Source organism: Agrobacterium bohemicum, from assembly GCF_002896715.1.
Lineage (GTDB): Bacteria > Pseudomonadota > Alphaproteobacteria > Rhizobiales > Rhizobiaceae > Agrobacterium > Agrobacterium bohemicum.
In genome coordinates this window covers 409,703-425,155 of record NZ_PGEL01000027.1, presented here as the reverse complement: position 1 = coordinate 425,155, position 15,453 = coordinate 409,703, and the positions used below count along the sequence as shown (strand labels likewise).

Genomic DNA, 15,453 nt, shown 5'->3' with positions numbered 1-15,453 from the left:
GGCTAACGGCTGATGGCGTTATTCGATAACCGTATCACGACGTCTCTGCGCATGGGCAGCACCGATATTGCCACCAAAGAGAGCAGCAACCGCGCCGATCAGCAGGGCACCAAAGGCGACGTAAGAGCCAGCGGATACAGCCGTTGCTGTTGCCTGAGCAGCCTCAGTTGCGCGGACCTTGGCCTGCTCGACGGCCTGCTTGTACTGGTTTNCATAGTCGGTCACCTGTTGGCGAGCCTGATCGACAGGAATGCCCTGAGCGCGGGCAAGAGCATCGGCAGCACGGTTGCGTGCATCCTCAGCCTGAGCCTGATCGCCTGTCAGGGCAGCGCGAACGGCGCTGACGGCTGCATCACGCAGAGCCTGCGGATCATTGCCGCCGCTTGCTTGGCGAATGCTTTGTTCAATAGAGGAAACAGGATCGGAAGCAGTTGCGAGCGATGGTGCAGCGGTGGTCGCGGCAGTTGCGATAGTGGAGCCAGCGCCGGAGAACACACTCGTTACGCCAGAGAACGCGCCGCCAACCAGAGCGCCGATCGATGTTGTCAGAAGGTAGAACACGACGAGCGTCGTTACTGCCCAAGACGTCAAGCCATGCAGAGCGCCGGTGGTGCGAGCAACGCGGCCGGACAGACGGCTTGCGACATAGCCGCCGAAGAATGCAGCGATGATGCCGCTGACGATCATCCAGATGATGGAGCCGATGGAAAGCGAAGCTGCAGTTGGTGTATCGCTCTGCGCGGGGTCGATGACGCCAGCGCCGATTGCAAGACCTAGAAGATTGAGGATGAGGTGCAAGGCAAGTGCGATTGCGACACCGGAAANTATGCTGCCCCAAGAAATATTCGTAGTGGATTCCCTTAAGACAGGAGCACGAATGCCTGTTTGGGATGTTGTATACACGGTCTGATCAGTCATTTCGCTCTCCTGTTACACAACGCTATTGGCGTATGCGGCTGAAACGAGCGGATAATCGGTTTGTTCCGCGCCGAAACAGGAAATCCNAATTGTTTTTNACAAAATAAGTTCGTCGTTATATTTTAATATTTTCAACCATTTGGGGTTTTTTCTTCGTTGTTGAAAGACAGACACCCGCTGATAATGTCAGCGGTTGATTTGTTTACGCATTTNACCAGCGATATCCTGAATATATTGCCATGCAACACGACCAGACCGGCCACCACGGGTTGTAGCCCATGCTAAAGCCTCGTGATGAAGTTTTTCACGCGGCAGGCCCAAGTCGAAATATTCGGCATAACTGTCGATCATCGTCAGATAGTCTTCCTGGCTGCATTTGTGAAAACCGAGCCACAGCCCGAAGCGATCCGAGAGCGAGACTTTTTCCTCGACAGCTTCTGACGGGTTGATGGCGGTAGACTGCTCGTTCTCCATCATGTGTCGTGGTAGCAGATGACGGCGGTTGGATGTGGCATAGAAAAGAACATTGTCGGGGCGTCCCTCGATGCCGCCATCCAGTGCTGCCTTGAGTGATTTGTAGGCGGTATCATCGTGGTCGAATGAAAGGTCATCGCAAAAGACGATGATGCGATGATCCGAAGACTTCATAATATCCATGAGAGCTGGAAGCGTATGAATATCTTCACGGTGGACCTCCACGAGCTTCAATGAAACGCCCCTCGAGGCTCGCACGTCTTCGTGAACGGCTTTGACCAGCGATGACTTGCCCATGCCGCGCGCACCCCACAACAGCACGTTATTAGCCGCAAAGCCTTCCGCAAAACGTGCCGTGTTTNCATGCAAAATGTCTCGGACGTGATCGACACCGCGAATGAGCTGCAATGCAATGCGGTTGGGGCGAGCAACCGGCTGAAGCCAGGCACTAGCAGGTACCCAGACGAAACAATCCGCGCTATTCCAGTCATTTATCGCAGGTGCGGGACCAGCCAGTCTTTCCAGAGCATCGGCCAAACGTCGTACTTCTGCGAGCAGAAGTGTATTGGTTTCTTCCGATGACATCATAAAGTCTCCTGCAAACAATCGGTGGCGAGCGTCGTCCCGCATAAANGTAGAATTTCTGCGGGTTAGCATGGTGTTTGTTGCCTTGAAAGGTTATGAGGCGTGGAAACGGTACGGCGCACGGCGTCTGTCTGTTGCATTCTAAGGAAGCGCAACTATATTCCGGCGGCTTGAAAGCCGGCCAGTGGCTAAGACTGCGCCCGAAATCTGAGGAGTTTTTTATGTTTATCAGCCAAGCTTTTGCCCAGGACGCGACGGGCACACCGTCTGCATTCGGGTCCGGCCTCGAGATGCTTTTCCTGTTCGCCCCGTTGATGGTGGTCTGGTACTTCTTCCTGATCCGTCCGCAGCGTGCGCAGTTGAAGAAGCGTCAGGAAACACTGACGGCCATTCGCCGTGGAGATCAGGTCGTTCTTGGTGGCGGCATCGTCGGCAAAGTGACGAAGGTCATCGACGACAATGAGCTGGAAGTTGAAATCGCCGATGGCGTCAAGGTTCGTGCATCGCGCACCTATATCGCAGAAGTGCGCGTCAAGGGTGAGCCGGTGAAGACCGAAGCCCCGGCAGCCGCGAAGTAATCAGCGCGTCCCACATAAAGCAGGTTGCGGCAAACGCAGCCTGGGTTCTGACACCCAACCTTGACCGAGACCTAAATGCTTCATTTTNCCCGCTGGAAAACAGCCTTTATCTGGCTTGCCGTGCTGATAAGCGTCGTTATCGCTTCCCCAAACCTGTTTACCGACAAACAGTTGGAAGGCATGCCGAATTGGTACAAGGATAATAAGGTAACACTCGGTCTCGACCTTCAGGGCGGTTCCCACATCATGCTCAAGATCGAGCGTTCCGACATCGTGAAGGAACGTCTCGAAACGATCGTGGGCGATGTGCGTACCCAGCTGCGCGACGCCAACATCAAATATTCGGGCCTTGCAGGCAACGGCCAGCAGGTTCAGGTCCGCATTACCGACCCTGCACAATACGAAGCTGCAAAANCCGCACTTCGCGATCTGACGTTGCCGGTTTCTTCCGGTACACTGGTTGGCACGTCCATTACGGAAGTGACCATGACCGATGCTGGCGACAGCCTGCTTCGCCTCAACCTGACCGATGACGGTATCAATTACCGCCTGTCTTCCGCTGTCTCGCAGTCCATCGAAGTCGTTCGTCGCCGCGTCGATGAAGTTGGCACGACCGAGCCTTTGATCCAGCGTCAGGGTTCGGACCGTATCATCGTGCAGGTTCCTGGCTTGCAGGACCCGCAGCGTCTGAAGTCGTTGTTGAACCAGACCGCTAAACTGTCCTTCCGCATGGTCGATACCTCCATGCCGGTGCAGGAAGCGTTGAACGGCCGCCCACCCGCGACGTCCGAAATATTGTATTCGCAGGACGATCCACCGGTTCCTTATCTTGTGGAACGCCGTGCACTCGTTTCTGGTGACAATCTCGTCGATTCGCAGGCAAGCTTTAACCAGCAGAACAACGAACCCGTCGTCACCTTCCGTTTCGATAGCCGTGGCGCACAGCGTTTTGCTCAGGCAACGCAGCAGAATGTCGGCAAGCCATTCGCCATCATTCTCGACAATCAGGTTATTTCCGCGCCGGTTATTCGCGAGCCGATCATCGGTGGTTCCGGCCAGATTTCCGGTAATTTCTCCGTTCAGGGCGCAAACGACCTTGCCGTGCTGCTGCGTGCCGGTGCGCTGCCCGCAACCTTGACCGTCGTCGAAGAGCGTACAGTCGGCCCAAGCCTTGGTAGCGATTCGATCAATGCCGGTCTTGTGGCCAGCGCCATTGGTGCCGCTGGCGTTGTGATCTTCATGTTCATCTTCTACGGCTTCTTCGGCCTGCTTGCGAACATCGCGCTGATCGTCAATATCGTCATGCTGTTGGCGGTCCTCAGTATTATCGGCTCGACGCTGACCTTGCCGGGTATTGCCGGTATTGTCCTCACCATCGGTATGGCGGTCGACTCCAACGTTCTGATCTATGAGCGTATCCGTGAAGAGGTAAGAAGCGGAAAACCGCTGATTTCATCGCTGGAGAACGGGTTCACCCGCGCCTTCGCCACCATCATGGACGCGAATATAACGACGCTGATTGTTGCCAGCGTTCTGTTCTACATGGGAACCGGTCCGGTCAAGGGCTTTGCCGTGACGCTCGCCGTCGGTATCATCACCACCGTCTTTACGGCGTATACGCTGACGGCGTGGATGTTTGGCGTCTGGGTTCGCCGCAGCCGCCCGAAGACTCTGCCAAAGGGAATTCGCACGGCGTTGTTTGACGGGAAAGACATTCCCTTCATGCGCTACCGTCGCTACGTCTTCATCCTCAGTGGTGTCGTCATGCTGATTTGCGTTGGCGGCTTTGTCACCAAGGGCCTCAATCTGGGTATCGACTTCCAGGGTGGTTCGGTCATCGAAGTCAAGGCCAAGCAGGGCGATGCCGACATCGCGGATATCCGTGATCGTTTGAGCCAGCTCAACCTCGGTGAAATCCAGGCGCAGGGCTTCGGTACGCCGCAGGATGTGCTGATCCGCATTCAGGCGCAGGACGGCGGCGAGAATGCCGAACAGTCCGCAATCACGCTGGTGCGTGGAGAGCTTGAGGAAAAGTACGAGTTCCGTCGCGTGGAAGTGGTCGGCCCCGCCGTTTCGGGCGACCTAACGGTCAGTTCCACGATCGGTATCGGTCTCGCGATGATCTGCATCATGGCCTATATCTGGCTGCGCTTCGAATGGCAGTTCGCGCTCGGTGCCATCATCTCGATGGTCCATGACGTGGTCTTCACCATCGGTCTGTTCGTGTTCCTCGGCATCGAGTTCAACCTCACCAGCATCGCGGCGATCCTGACCATTATCGGCTACTCGCTGAACGATACGGTCGTCATCTATGACCGTATTCGTGAAANCCTGCGGCGGTACAAGAAGATGCCGCTGTCCATGATCATCGACCTGTCGCTAAACCAGACACTATCGCGCACGATTCTCACGGGTCTGACGGTTATGCTGGCGCTGCTGTCGCTCTACCTGTTTGGCGGCGAAGTCATTCGTTCCTTCACCTTCGCCATGCTGTTCGGTGTCGGTATCGGCGTCTTCTCGTCGGTCTACATCGCGGCACCGGTGCTTATCGCGTTCAAGCTGCGTCCAGGCGGCAATGACACCGAAGATGAAAAGGCCGACGCTAAGCGTGACGCTATCGGCGGCAAGCCAGCCATCTGATGGCAAGCGGTATCGAAATACGCCCGGCCCATTTTCCCGGCCGGNCGCCCATTGATGCTTACGGCAATGGCGGTTTCCGCTTTGCCGACATGTCGCATCGCGGATCTATCCTGTGCTTGCCCTCCGGCATTCACGACTGGACCGCCGTAGACGCGAAGACGCTGACAGTCGATGACTTTNCCCGAATTATCGCGCAGGCAGGAGAGATAGAATTTCTGCTGGTCGGCACAGGTGACACGATGCGGGTTTTGTCCAAGGAGTTGAAGTTGGCTTTGAAGGAAGCTGGCATCTCGGTCGATCCTATGAGTACAGGTGCCGCAGTTCGAACCTACAACATCATGCTTTCGGAATCGCGTGCCGTTGCGGCAGCCCTGATTGCAGTGGAAGGCTGAAAGAGCGGAGACTGATGGCGGAGCAGGTGGGAGACAAGGACACGTGCCTGACCATGTTGCGTGACATGGATCGTGATCGCTATCTGGCATGCCTTCTGTCGCCTGAAGACAAGCGCGCCGCTCTGTCCGCGCTCTACGCTTTCAACGCGGAAATCGCCCGCATTCGTGACCTTGTCCGCGAGCCGCTGCCCGGTGAGGTGCGCATGCAATGGTGGCGGGACCTTCTGGAAGGCACGCCACACGGCGAAAGCCTTGCAAACCCGATTGCCGCTGCTCTTCTTGACGCTATCGGCACGCACAATCTGCCGCGCAAGACCTTGCTCGATATGATCGAGGCCAGAATTTTTGATCTTTACGACGACGTTTTTGACGATCGAAATGCGCTGGAAGGCTATGCTGGAGAAACGGCATCAGCGTTGATCCAGCTTTCCAGCATCGTCCTTTCCCCTTCCGACGCAGCTATCAATGCCGAAGCCGCCGGCCATGCGGGCGTGGCCCAGGCGATGGCGGGTATGTTGCTGCTGATGCCGCTACACCGACGCCGAGGGCAGGTTTACGTTCCGCTGGATATGCTGTCCGCAGTTGGTTTGGATCGTGAGGCTTTTCTGGAAGGCAAGGATGCCGCAAGGATTGCTGCTGCCATCGAAATATTCTGCGTACACGCACTCGATCACCTGGAGAAAGCACGCATGGCGGTGGTACCCAAATCCGTGTTTCCAGCCTTCATTCCTGTTTCACTGACGGGACCGGTCATTGCAAACGCCAGACGGGCAGGGGCACGGCTTTTTGAGCAGGATATACAGCCCTCGCAGCTTCGCCGCCAATGGCAGCTTGCCAAGGCATCGTTCCTGCGACGGTTTTGACCCGCTCAATATTCGCGCAAGGCTTGCTGGTTAAGACTCGGCACTCATGAGAATGTTATCACCATCGAGAGCAGCCGCACGGAGCGACGTCTATGAACCCCGCAATCTGGATCGTCATCCTCTTTCCTGTCGGCATGCTCGGCTACTATCTGTTGCGCTTGCGACGTAACACGGACGACGACGACCGCGCTGATACCGGTCAGGCGATCATCGATTTTTCGCGTGCGTTCCCGACAGAAGCCATCCGCAGTCTGCATATGACATCCGACGGCATGACCGTGTTCGTGCGCCTTCATGACAACAAGGCCGGCTTCATGCGCAATATGGGCAGGCATCACGCCTGCATGATGCTTGATCCAGAGCGTATTCAGGTCGAGCCCCTGGAAAGCGGTGACGGATTTGTCGTCACCTTTATAGATTCACCGAAATACAGCGGCGCGTACCGTTTCAATACGGTCGGGGAAGCCGCGGAGGTTTCGCTGTGGCTGCTTGGGAGCTATCTTGAGGCCGCAGAGGTGAAACCCGGTGCGCCGATCGATCACGCCGCTGACGAGGCTGCTTCACCGCCATCGCCATCAGCCTCGACCTGAGCGAAAACCGGCGCCGGAACACCGAGCCACGCCGCACAATCGGTTAATGCCCGCTGGGCCATCAGTTGCCTCTTCATGATGGTCTTGTCCTTGCCCCGGAAGCGCTTGAGGCCTTCAGGCCGGACGATGGAGCCGGGTGCCAGTTCAGGGAACAATCCGAAATTGATGTTCATTGGCTGGAAGGAGCGTTTGCCAGGTTCTTCGTCCGTAGACAGGTGACCACCGGTGATGTGGCTGAGCAGCGAGCCTAGCGCTGTCGTGGCAGGAGGCAGGCTGACTGGCTCTCCTTTGCGCTCGGCACTGGCAAACCGTCCGGTCAGCAGGCCGATGGATGCACTTTCCACATAGCCTTCGCAGCCGGTGATCTGACCGGCGAACCGTACCGACGGGCGTGATTTCAGTCTCAAAGACGGATCGAGCAGGCGCGGAGAATCAATATAGGTATTGCGGTGCAAGCCGCCCAGACGCGCAAACTCTGCATTTTCGAGACCGGGAATCATGCGGAAAATGTCGGCCTGCGTGCCGTATTTCAGCTTGGTCTGGAAACCGACCATATTGTAGAGCGTACCCAGCGCATTGTCCTGGCGAAGCTGAACGACGGCATAGGCCTTGACGGTGGGGTTATGGGCGTTGGTGAGGCCCATGGGCTTCATCGGGCCGTGGCGCAACGTTTCACGACCACGTTCCGCCATGATTTCGATCGGCAGGCAACCGTCGAAATAGGGCGTGCCCTCCCATTCCTTGAAGCCGACCGTATCGCCAGCGATGAGAGCATCGATGAAGGCATGATACTGCGCTTCATCCATCGGGCAATTGATATAGTCCTTGCCATTGCCTCCGGGACCGACCTTGTCGTAGCGCGACTGGTACCAGCAGATATCCATATTGATGCTGTCACGGTGCAGAATCGGCGCGATGGCATCGAAGAAAGCCAGCGCGTCTTCCCCCGTCTCGGCCTGAATGGACGCGGCAAGAGCAGGGGATGTCAGCGGGCCGGTGGCGATGATGGTGTTGTCCCAGTCCTGCGGAGGCAGGCCGGAAATTTCCTCGCGAACAATTGTCACCAGCGGATGCGCCTCGAGTTCGGCCGTCACCGCTTCTGCAAAGCCATCGCGGTCCACGGCAAGCGCGCTACCGGCTGGCACCTTGTGTCTGTCAGCGCATGCCATGATCAGCGACCCGGCAAGCCGCATTTCCGCATGAATGACGCCAACTGCATTGGCGGTCGCATCGTCCGAGCGGAAAGAGTTGGAGCAGACGAGCTCGGCGAGGGATTCACCCTGATGCGCATCCGTGCCACGCACACCGCGCATCTCGTGCAGGATCACGGGAATACCGGCCTGAGCGATCTGCCATGCGGCTTCAGAGCCGGCAAGGCCACCGCCAATGACGTGGATAGGAGAATAAGTCTTGTCTTGCATCACGCACCCGCACCGCCCCACAGCACTGAAGTGCATTCGGGCGGACATGTTTGTCTGATTTGAGAGCCTGCCATTTTCAGGAGGCGATTTTGCGGATGAAGTACCACGGGACAGACCGGAGGCCAAACTTTTTCGGTGGTCGCGTTAGATATCCGAGGTCATCTTCGGGCAATGTCCGAGGATAGAGTGGACGAGGCGGCGTCAGAGTTTTGACGCCGCCAGTGAGATGAGAAGAGCGAAATTTAAGCCCTTAGCACCGCATTATCCGGGTCGAACGGGCTTTCGACGACGACTTCGGCATCGTAGAGATCGCCGAGGATTTTGATCTTGAGCTTTGTGCCAACCGCCGAATGATCCGGTGAGAGCATGGCAAGCGCCAGCGACTTGCCTATGCGCCATCCGAAGCCGCCAGATGTGGCACGGCCGACGACCTCGCCTGTGGCATCATAGATGGCTTCCGAGCCACGCGCGTCCACCGTGGTATTTCCCGTCACCACAAGCGTCGAGAAAATCCACTTAAGACCATTTTCCTTGCCAGCGACCACCGCGTCACGACCGATGAACTGCTTTTCCGGCTTGATAAAGCGGTCGAGGCCGGAGGTGTAGGCGTTATATTCCACCGACAGTTCGCGGCCCATGTTGCGGTAGGATTTTNCCAGCGACATGGAGACCATGGCGCGGATACCGAAAGGTTTGATGCCGAATTCTGCCCCTGCTTCCATCAGGCGGTCGAAGATATAGGTCTGCATTTCGATAGGGTGATGCAGTTCCCAGCCAAGTTCACCAACGAAGTTGACGCGCAACGCGTGGGCCGTTGCCACGCCGACCGAGATCTCCTTGGCGGTCAGCCACGGGAAATCCTTGTTGTCGAGGCTCGTGCGGGTGAGCTTTTTCAAAACCTCGCGCGACTTCGGACCGGCCAGCGCCAGAACGCCGTATTTCTGGGTGATCGGCTGCAAGACAACCGAGCCATCAGTTGGTGTCAAGCGGCGCAGGACGTCCTGGTCATGCGTTTCAAGACCACCGGCCGACACGAGACAGAAGCGGCCCGGTGCCCACTCATAGACCGTGAATTCAGCCTTCACGCCACCATCCTTGGTCAGGAGGTGGGTGAGGGCAATGCGCCCACGCTTCTTGGGAATGGCATTTGCCAAAATGCTGTCGAGCCATGCGCGTGCGCCGGGGCCGGAAACTTCCGTTTTTGCGAAGGCGGACATATCCAGTAAGCCGACACTTTCGTGGACGTGTTTCACCTCATTGCCGACGTGCTCGAAATAGTTCGAACGGCGGAATGACCATTTTNCAACGATGCGGCCATCATCCAACGCGGGCGCGTGGTTGTGGTTGGTGAGAACGTCGGCACCAACGCCAAGCTCCTCCGGCTTCAGAGCGTAACCATCCGGCACGAACCAGTTGGCGCGCTCCCAACCATAGACGCTGCCGAACACACCGCCGAGTTTTTNCAGTCGGTCATAGATTGGGGTCGTCTTCAAGGGGCGGGCTGCGGAGCGCTCTTCATCCGGATAGTGCATGGTGAAGACGTTGGCGTAGGCCTCTTCGTTTTTGGCGATGAGGTAGCCTTCGGTCGCATAAGGGCCAAAGCGGCGGGGATCGACGCCCATGAGGTCGAGCGTCGGTTCGCCATCGACGATCCATTCCGCAAGTTGCCAGCCTGCGCCGCCAGCAGCGGTAATGCCAAAGGAGTGACCTTCATTCAGCCAAAAATTCTTCAGACCCGGGGCAGGGCCGACAATAGGGTTGCCGTCAGGCGTGTAAGCAATGGCGCCGTTATAGACTTTCTTGATCCCAACTTCGCCGAAGGCCGGAACGCGGGCAATGGCCGCTTCGATATGCGGCATGAGACGGTCGAGTTCTTCCTGGAATAGCTCGTATTCGCTCTGGTCCGAGGGACCATCGACATAACAGACGGGAGCGCCGACTTCGTAGGGGCCCAGAATGAGGCCGCCTGCCTCTTCGCGCATGTACCATGCGCTATCGGATTCACGCAGGACACCCATTTCCGGCAGGCCTTGTTTGCGACGTTCCAGAATGGCTGGATGTGGTTCGGTGACGATGTACTGATGCTCGACCGGAATGACGGGAATGTTGATGCCCACCATTTCGCCGGTTTTGCGGGCGAAGTTGCCGGTACAGGAAATGACGTGCTCTGCAATGATCTCACCCTTATCCGTCGTCACCTTCCAGTGACCGTCCTCAAGCTGCTCCAGCGCGGTGACTGAGGTGTTGCGGTAAATGGTGGCCCCACGGTCGCGCGCGCCCTTGGCAAGCGCCTGAGTGAGATCTGCGGGTTGGATATAGCCGTCGTCAGGATGCTGGATTGCGCCGAGCAAGCCATCGGTCTCGCATAGCGGCCAGATTTCTTTGACCTCTTCCGGTGTCAAGAGCTTGTAATTGACGCCGATAGTTTCGGCAATACCGGCGTAATACATATACTCGTCCCAGCGGTCTTTGGTGCGGGCGAGACGAATGTTGGAGACTTTGGAGAAGCCGACATTCATGCCGGTTTCTTCTTGAAGTTCCTCATAGAATTTCACCGAGTATTTGTGGATCTGACCCACCGAATAGCTCATGTTGAACAGCGGCAGCAGGCCCGCGGCGTGCCAGGTGGAGCCTGATGTAAGTTCCTTACGCTCAATCAGAACGGCATCGCTCCAGCCTTTTCTGGCCAGATGATAGAGCGTCGAAACACCGACGACGCCGCCACCGATCACCACCGCCCGCGCATGTGTCTTCATGATGCAAGTTCCCCTTGAGGCATATTTGCCCGCATTTGTGCAGACTTTTTCCAACCAATATGGCGCAGACTATGCAATGTCGCACCGTCGCCCAAACGCCTGATTACGACACGCAAAAGGCTCGCCGCGACGGCGAGCCTTTTGACGATTTNCAAGTGTTGTGAGCGTCAGGCTTTACGGTTGCGCACGGAGGCTCTTGCTGTCTCGACTTCAGCATCCTTGGCGGGTTTATCCACATCATCTGGCTTGGGCATATCCGGCTTCGGCGTGGCGGCGGTGGCGGTTTGGGACACGAGGTTCTTGTCGCCTTCGTCAGCCATGAGAGCTGCCAGCGCCTGAGGATTACTGTCACCATCGACATGAATGTTCAGATTGCGCTGTTTCATGGGAATGCTGATTCCCTCTTGGTGGAATCGCTTCAATATTTCCATGCGCAGATTGTTCTTGACGGTGAGGCCATGACTCAGATCGGCCAGATGGAATCGCAGTTCGAAGTCCAGTGCAAATTCTCCGAAGCGCAGGAACTCTACATGGGGCTCCGGGTTGCGAAGAACCGGAGTCTGCTTCTTCACCAGTTCCAGCAGAATATCCATAACCCTCTGCGGATCCGTGTCATAGGAAACGGAAACGGGAATTTCCGCCCGCTGGATGCGATTTCGATGTGTCCAGTTGCCGACGGAGGAGTTGATGAATTCCGAGTTCGGCACGATGATCGATTGGCCGCGGAATGTCTCGATTTCGGTTGCGCGTACTGAAAGGCGCTTGACGGTGCCTTCGACCGTACCCGTCACCACCCAGTCGCCTACCTTGAACGGACGCTCTACCAGAAGGATGAGGCCAGAGACGAAGTTCGATACGATATTCTGCAAACCGAAACCGATACCGACGGACAAGGCGGAAGCAACGAGTGCTAGGCTTGAGAGATCGAGACCCGCCGACGAAATACCAAATATGGCGGCAACCACGACGCCGAGATAACCGATACCGGTACCAACGGAGTTACGTACCCCCGCATCCACCTGGCCCCGTGCCATAACGTTTCTGTCCAGCCATTTCTGGAACCAGCGCGTCACCGCATAGCCGACCACGAAAACGAGAATACCCGTGATGATGCTGATCAGCGAGATGGACGTCTTGCCGATGGAGAAACCCGTCAGTAGGCGGTAGGCCCAGCTTTCGATGTCACCCGGCTGAAAGCCCCAGGAAAAGAGAACCAGCGGCACGCCGAACGCAAGGGCTGCGCAGTAAATGCCAAGCCCCGCGGCAAGACCGGCTTGATCGAGCGGCACAGGCCCGAGCCCGAATCGTCTGCCAAGGTAACGTCCGACGAGCGTCTCTGCAAAGATGCCCTGCTTGGAGATGGCACGGCCAGAGAGGATGCCGATATAGACGGTCGCCAGGACGGCGCCTGTCGAAACGATCTGCGTTGCCAGAAAACGCGCCAGACCCACATAGCCGGTCAAACAAGCACCAATCAGCAGCAAGCCGCCGAAACGCAGAAGCGCAGAAAGCCAGCGCGGCATGCGTTGGTCACGACCATCTCCGTCGATATCCGTGCTGGCCAGCGGCTTGAGGAAAGACAGGGCAAACAGAATAATGCCGATGATGATGGAGGCGACGAAGCTTTTGGCGACGGTGAGGATAAGCGGGGAATTCAGCGTTTCACTGATGGTGCTGAACAGGTAGTCGAGGCCGTTGACCAGCGCCATCACGAGCATCGCGGACGAGATGATATGCGCACCGCGCGTCGAAACCTTGAGCAGGCGCCATTCAGACTGTGTCGGCGAAAAGATCGCATAAGTCAGGCGCGACACGAAGTAGATGAAAGCGATGACAGACATCGCCACGAAAACGATCGGCGCGATATCCGGTCGCAAAACCCCGAAATTATCGAGAAGAAATGCAGATGCGGACATGAACAGGAAGACGGACATCGATTGCACGGTGGTCGACCAGAATGCTACCGACAAGCGCCGCAGATAGGACGGCTCGCCCGAAAACGCCCGCCGCTCCATTCGATGTCCCAAAAAGCGGTAACCACCCACCATGAACAGGAGTGCCGCCACGATGGATAGTGTCACAGCCCCGAACATCGATAGGCGTTTGTAATTCCACACGAAGATTGCCCAGCCTGTCAGGGAATTGCTGAGCGACGAAATCTCGCCGACAAATTCTGTTCCCGCTTCCGCCAGAACCGGCAGCGAGATTTCCGTGCGCTTGAACAGGGTGGCGGCAAAAAGACTGCGACGAAGATTGGTGATGGTGTTGGAAAGACGAGATGCGCTTGCCGAAACGTTCTCGGCGTCACCAAGGACGGCGTTAATCTGCGCTTTTTCCGCATTCAGCTTGTTGCGTTCGTCAGTGACGACGCTGGCCTCGGGAGGGGCGCCATCCTTGGGGGGCTCTCCAAGCGACGTGACCCGTGTGCTGATTTCATCCAGTCGTGTTCGAAGGTGGGCAACGGTGGCGGCAGCGTTGCCCGCGAGATCATCGGCTTTGCCTTTGAGATCGACAAGCTTGGCGTCGTCATTGCCCTTGTTGTCGATCTGCTGGGTGATATCGGCGAGAGTCGCCTTGTCTTTGACAAGTCGGGCTTCTGCCTTCTGCGCGACCGGCAAAACCGAATCCTCGCTGACCGCATCTGGCGTTTGCGCCAAAACCGTTTGCGCGGGAATGATCCACAAAGCCATGAAAGCGAACAGGACAGGCAGCAGCCATCCCTGCCGTTTGGAGAATGTCATCGTGAACGCCCTTCTACTCTTTCCGAATCACTGCGCCAAAGTAGTTGGCGACCAAAAGGTTTCAAGCGTTTCGCCCCGGAAAATGGCATCAGCAGGACACCTTGAAGAAACTATCAGAATCGCCAAGTATGATGATGCAGTAACCGAGGAGGAAATTATGGAATCTGCTGGTATTGGCTGGATAGCCGCAATCATCATCGGTGGCATCGCCGGTTGGCTCGCTGAACAGTTCATGAAGAGCAATATGGGTGTTTTCATGAACATCATTCTGGGGATCGTGGGCGCCATTGTCGCCAACGCAATCCTCGCGGTATTCGGCGTGGTCCTGACGGGCTGGATCGGATATCTCATTGCAGGCTTCGTCGGTGCTTGCATTCTCATCGCCATCGCAAGAGCGTTCCGGCGCTGAGGACAAAAANGACAATCTGATTGAAANGGCTGCGTTTCCAGTCTCTTCCAGCGCGGATTTGATTTTNCGAACATGAAANTTGAAGAAATTTCATTTCCACGCTGGACAATCAGAATGATCCTCTTTATACGGCCAATCACACCGTCAGACACGGCGGCGGCGGGTGATTAGCTCAGTTGGTAGAGCAGCTGACTCTTAATCAGCGGGTCNTAGGTTCGAGCCCTACATCACCCACCAAATCTTCTTTCAAGAGATTGACATTGTTGAATTTTACCGCTTTTTGCGGTTGCGCCTTCTCCCCAAATATCTTCTTATAGTCGAAAATTTCGTTGGATTCCGCAAAGCGGTCTTATTCTCCTGCTTAGTGCGTGACATGAGAGCTGTCACCAACATATTGATCCTGGTCGCGGGAGTTGCAGTCAGTGGTCTTGTCGCCGCTTTTACCGTCACTGTCGTTGCGGAAGCCAGTCAGTCGCGTTCATGTCTTGAGGAGGCTTGCGGGTACGCAGCTGTTTTCATGGCGTTCCCGCTGGCCTGGTTCATCCTGTTTNCGCTCTTCGTCATGGCAATGCTGATCTGGCGACGGAAACCGCGACAGGACTGCTGGAAGTAGTGCTCCCTCCGTTGTTTCCCGGCCAGGTTTTGGATTTTGATGAGATTCATGCTCATACAAGGCTTTNCCACGGTTTCATCGCGCCTCTTGAACTTGACACTAGCATTCATATAGCCGACTTTGCAGCCGCTGGGGGATTCGATCCAACGCCTGTCGCTTTATCGCGGCTGGCTTTTCGAATGTGTAAATGTACGCATGTTTTGCCGTTGGAAGCGGGACAATGCGAAAGAATGGAGTGCTTTAATGCGCGCTTTGATCAATTCCCCGTCGCTTTCGGTCGACACCATGGATTATCAGGCTGAATGCCAATTCGCCTTGGAGCCATCGATTCATGGTCTTCTGGAGAAAGCCGAAGGTGCAGGTTGGGACCGAAAACATGCTGTTCTGGCCATTGTCGCGCTTGTCAGCGGTCAGGTATCTGAAAACGACTTCACGGAAGACCGTCTGCTGTCCTGAGGGCAAACCGCACCTGG

The 15,453-nt window shown here is 56.4% G+C and carries 12 protein-coding genes and 1 tRNA gene; 8 read left to right on the top strand and 5 right to left on the bottom strand.

Features of this window, described 5'->3' with window-relative positions:
* Nucleotides 1–18 precede the first annotated feature (18 nt).
* Both CUC55_RS17475 and CUC55_RS17470 read right to left on the bottom strand, forming a co-directional pair.
* Nucleotides 19–918 (bottom strand): PhnA-like protein, encoded by a 900-nt coding sequence (locus tag CUC55_RS17475; RefSeq protein WP_103088650.1) that lies wholly within the window; start codon nucleotides 916–918, stop codon nucleotides 19–21.
* A 186-nt stretch (nucleotides 919–1,104) separates the two neighbouring features.
* A complete protein-coding gene (locus tag CUC55_RS17470; RefSeq protein ID WP_103088784.1) occupies nucleotides 1,105–1,977 on the bottom strand; it encodes an ATP-binding protein in 873 nt (290 codons plus the stop codon).
* A gap of 221 nt (nucleotides 1,978–2,198) precedes the next feature.
* Between CUC55_RS17470 and yajC the strand changes: the two genes are divergently transcribed.
* From yajC to CUC55_RS17445, 5 genes are all read left to right on the top strand, one after another.
* Nucleotides 2,199–2,555, top strand: a complete 357-nt coding sequence (gene yajC / locus CUC55_RS17465) for a preprotein translocase subunit YajC (protein ID WP_067644225.1) — start codon at nucleotides 2,199–2,201, stop codon at nucleotides 2,553–2,555.
* A gap of 75 nt (nucleotides 2,556–2,630) precedes the next feature.
* Nucleotides 2,631–5,195: a protein translocase subunit SecDF gene (gene secDF / locus CUC55_RS17460; protein WP_103088649.1), complete on the top strand. Its 2,565-nt coding sequence runs from the start codon at nucleotides 2,631–2,633 to the stop codon at nucleotides 5,193–5,195.
* Nucleotides 5,195–5,587: an Mth938-like domain-containing protein gene (locus CUC55_RS17455; RefSeq protein ID WP_103088648.1), complete on the top strand. Its 393-nt coding sequence runs from the start codon at nucleotides 5,195–5,197 to the stop codon at nucleotides 5,585–5,587. The genes secDF and CUC55_RS17455 overlap by 1 nt, the downstream gene beginning before the upstream one ends.
* 14 nt (nucleotides 5,588–5,601) lie before the next feature.
* Entirely contained in the window at nucleotides 5,602–6,450 is an 849-nt protein-coding gene (locus CUC55_RS17450) for a phytoene/squalene synthase family protein (protein ID WP_067643541.1), read from the top strand.
* Nucleotides 6,451–6,542: 92 nt separating this feature from the next.
* Entirely contained in the window at nucleotides 6,543–7,040 is a 498-nt protein-coding gene (locus CUC55_RS17445; protein ID WP_245303734.1) for an FHA domain-containing protein, read from the top strand.
* Here the strand turns inward: CUC55_RS17445 and trmFO are convergent.
* The 3 genes from trmFO to CUC55_RS17430 form a co-directional block, all read right to left on the bottom strand.
* On the bottom strand, nucleotides 6,989–8,461 hold the full coding sequence (trmFO, locus tag CUC55_RS17440; RefSeq protein WP_103088647.1) for a methylenetetrahydrofolate--tRNA-(uracil(54)-C(5))-methyltransferase (FADH(2)-oxidizing) TrmFO: 1,473 nt from the start codon (nucleotides 8,459–8,461) through the stop codon (nucleotides 6,989–6,991). The two genes, CUC55_RS17445 and trmFO, sit on opposite strands and share 52 nt — an antisense overlap.
* Nucleotides 8,462–8,703: 242 nt before the next feature.
* The gene (locus tag CUC55_RS17435) at nucleotides 8,704–11,217 is read right to left on the bottom strand and encodes a GcvT family protein (protein WP_103088646.1); all 2,514 of its coding nucleotides are present in this window, start codon (nucleotides 11,215–11,217) and stop codon (nucleotides 8,704–8,706) included.
* 167 nt (nucleotides 11,218–11,384) lie between these two features.
* Entirely contained in the window at nucleotides 11,385–13,958 is a 2,574-nt protein-coding gene (locus CUC55_RS17430; RefSeq protein WP_082760115.1) for a mechanosensitive ion channel family protein, read from the bottom strand.
* A 157-nt stretch (nucleotides 13,959–14,115) separates the two neighbouring features.
* Between CUC55_RS17430 and CUC55_RS17425 the strand changes: the two genes are divergently transcribed.
* From CUC55_RS17425 to CUC55_RS17410, 3 genes are all read left to right on the top strand, one after another.
* On the top strand, nucleotides 14,116–14,367 hold the full coding sequence (locus tag CUC55_RS17425; RefSeq protein WP_045230352.1) for a GlsB/YeaQ/YmgE family stress response membrane protein: 252 nt from the start codon (nucleotides 14,116–14,118) through the stop codon (nucleotides 14,365–14,367).
* A gap of 161 nt (nucleotides 14,368–14,528) precedes the next feature.
* Nucleotides 14,529–14,604 (top strand) — tRNA-Lys (locus CUC55_RS17420).
* Nucleotides 14,605–15,223: 619 nt separating this feature from the next.
* Nucleotides 15,224–15,436: a hypothetical protein gene (locus tag CUC55_RS17410; protein ID WP_067643531.1), complete on the top strand. Its 213-nt coding sequence runs from the start codon at nucleotides 15,224–15,226 to the stop codon at nucleotides 15,434–15,436.
* Nucleotides 15,437–15,453 lie beyond the last annotated feature (17 nt).

What these genes read in the sequence shown, in the direction of transcription:
- CUC55_RS17450 (WP_067643541.1), top strand. Translation starts at nt 5,602, where the DNA reads ATGGCGGAGCAGGTGGGAGACAAGGACACGTGCCTGACCATGTTGCGT.
- trmFO (WP_103088647.1), bottom strand. Translation starts at nt 8,461, where the DNA reads ATGCAAGACAAGACTTATTCTCCTATCCACGTCATTGGCGGTGGCCTT.
- CUC55_RS17410 (WP_067643531.1), top strand. Translation starts at nt 15,224, where the DNA reads ATGCGCGCTTTGATCAATTCCCCGTCGCTTTCGGTCGACACCATGGAT.
- yajC (WP_067644225.1), top strand. Translation starts at nt 2,199, where the DNA reads ATGTTTATCAGCCAAGCTTTTGCCCAGGACGCGACGGGCACACCGTCT.
- CUC55_RS17425 (WP_045230352.1), top strand. Translation starts at nt 14,116, where the DNA reads ATGGAATCTGCTGGTATTGGCTGGATAGCCGCAATCATCATCGGTGGC.
- CUC55_RS17445 (WP_245303734.1), top strand. Translation starts at nt 6,543, where the DNA reads ATGAACCCCGCAATCTGGATCGTCATCCTCTTTCCTGTCGGCATGCTC.
- CUC55_RS17430 (WP_082760115.1), bottom strand. Translation starts at nt 13,958, where the DNA reads ATGACATTCTCCAAACGGCAGGGATGGCTGCTGCCTGTCCTGTTCGCT.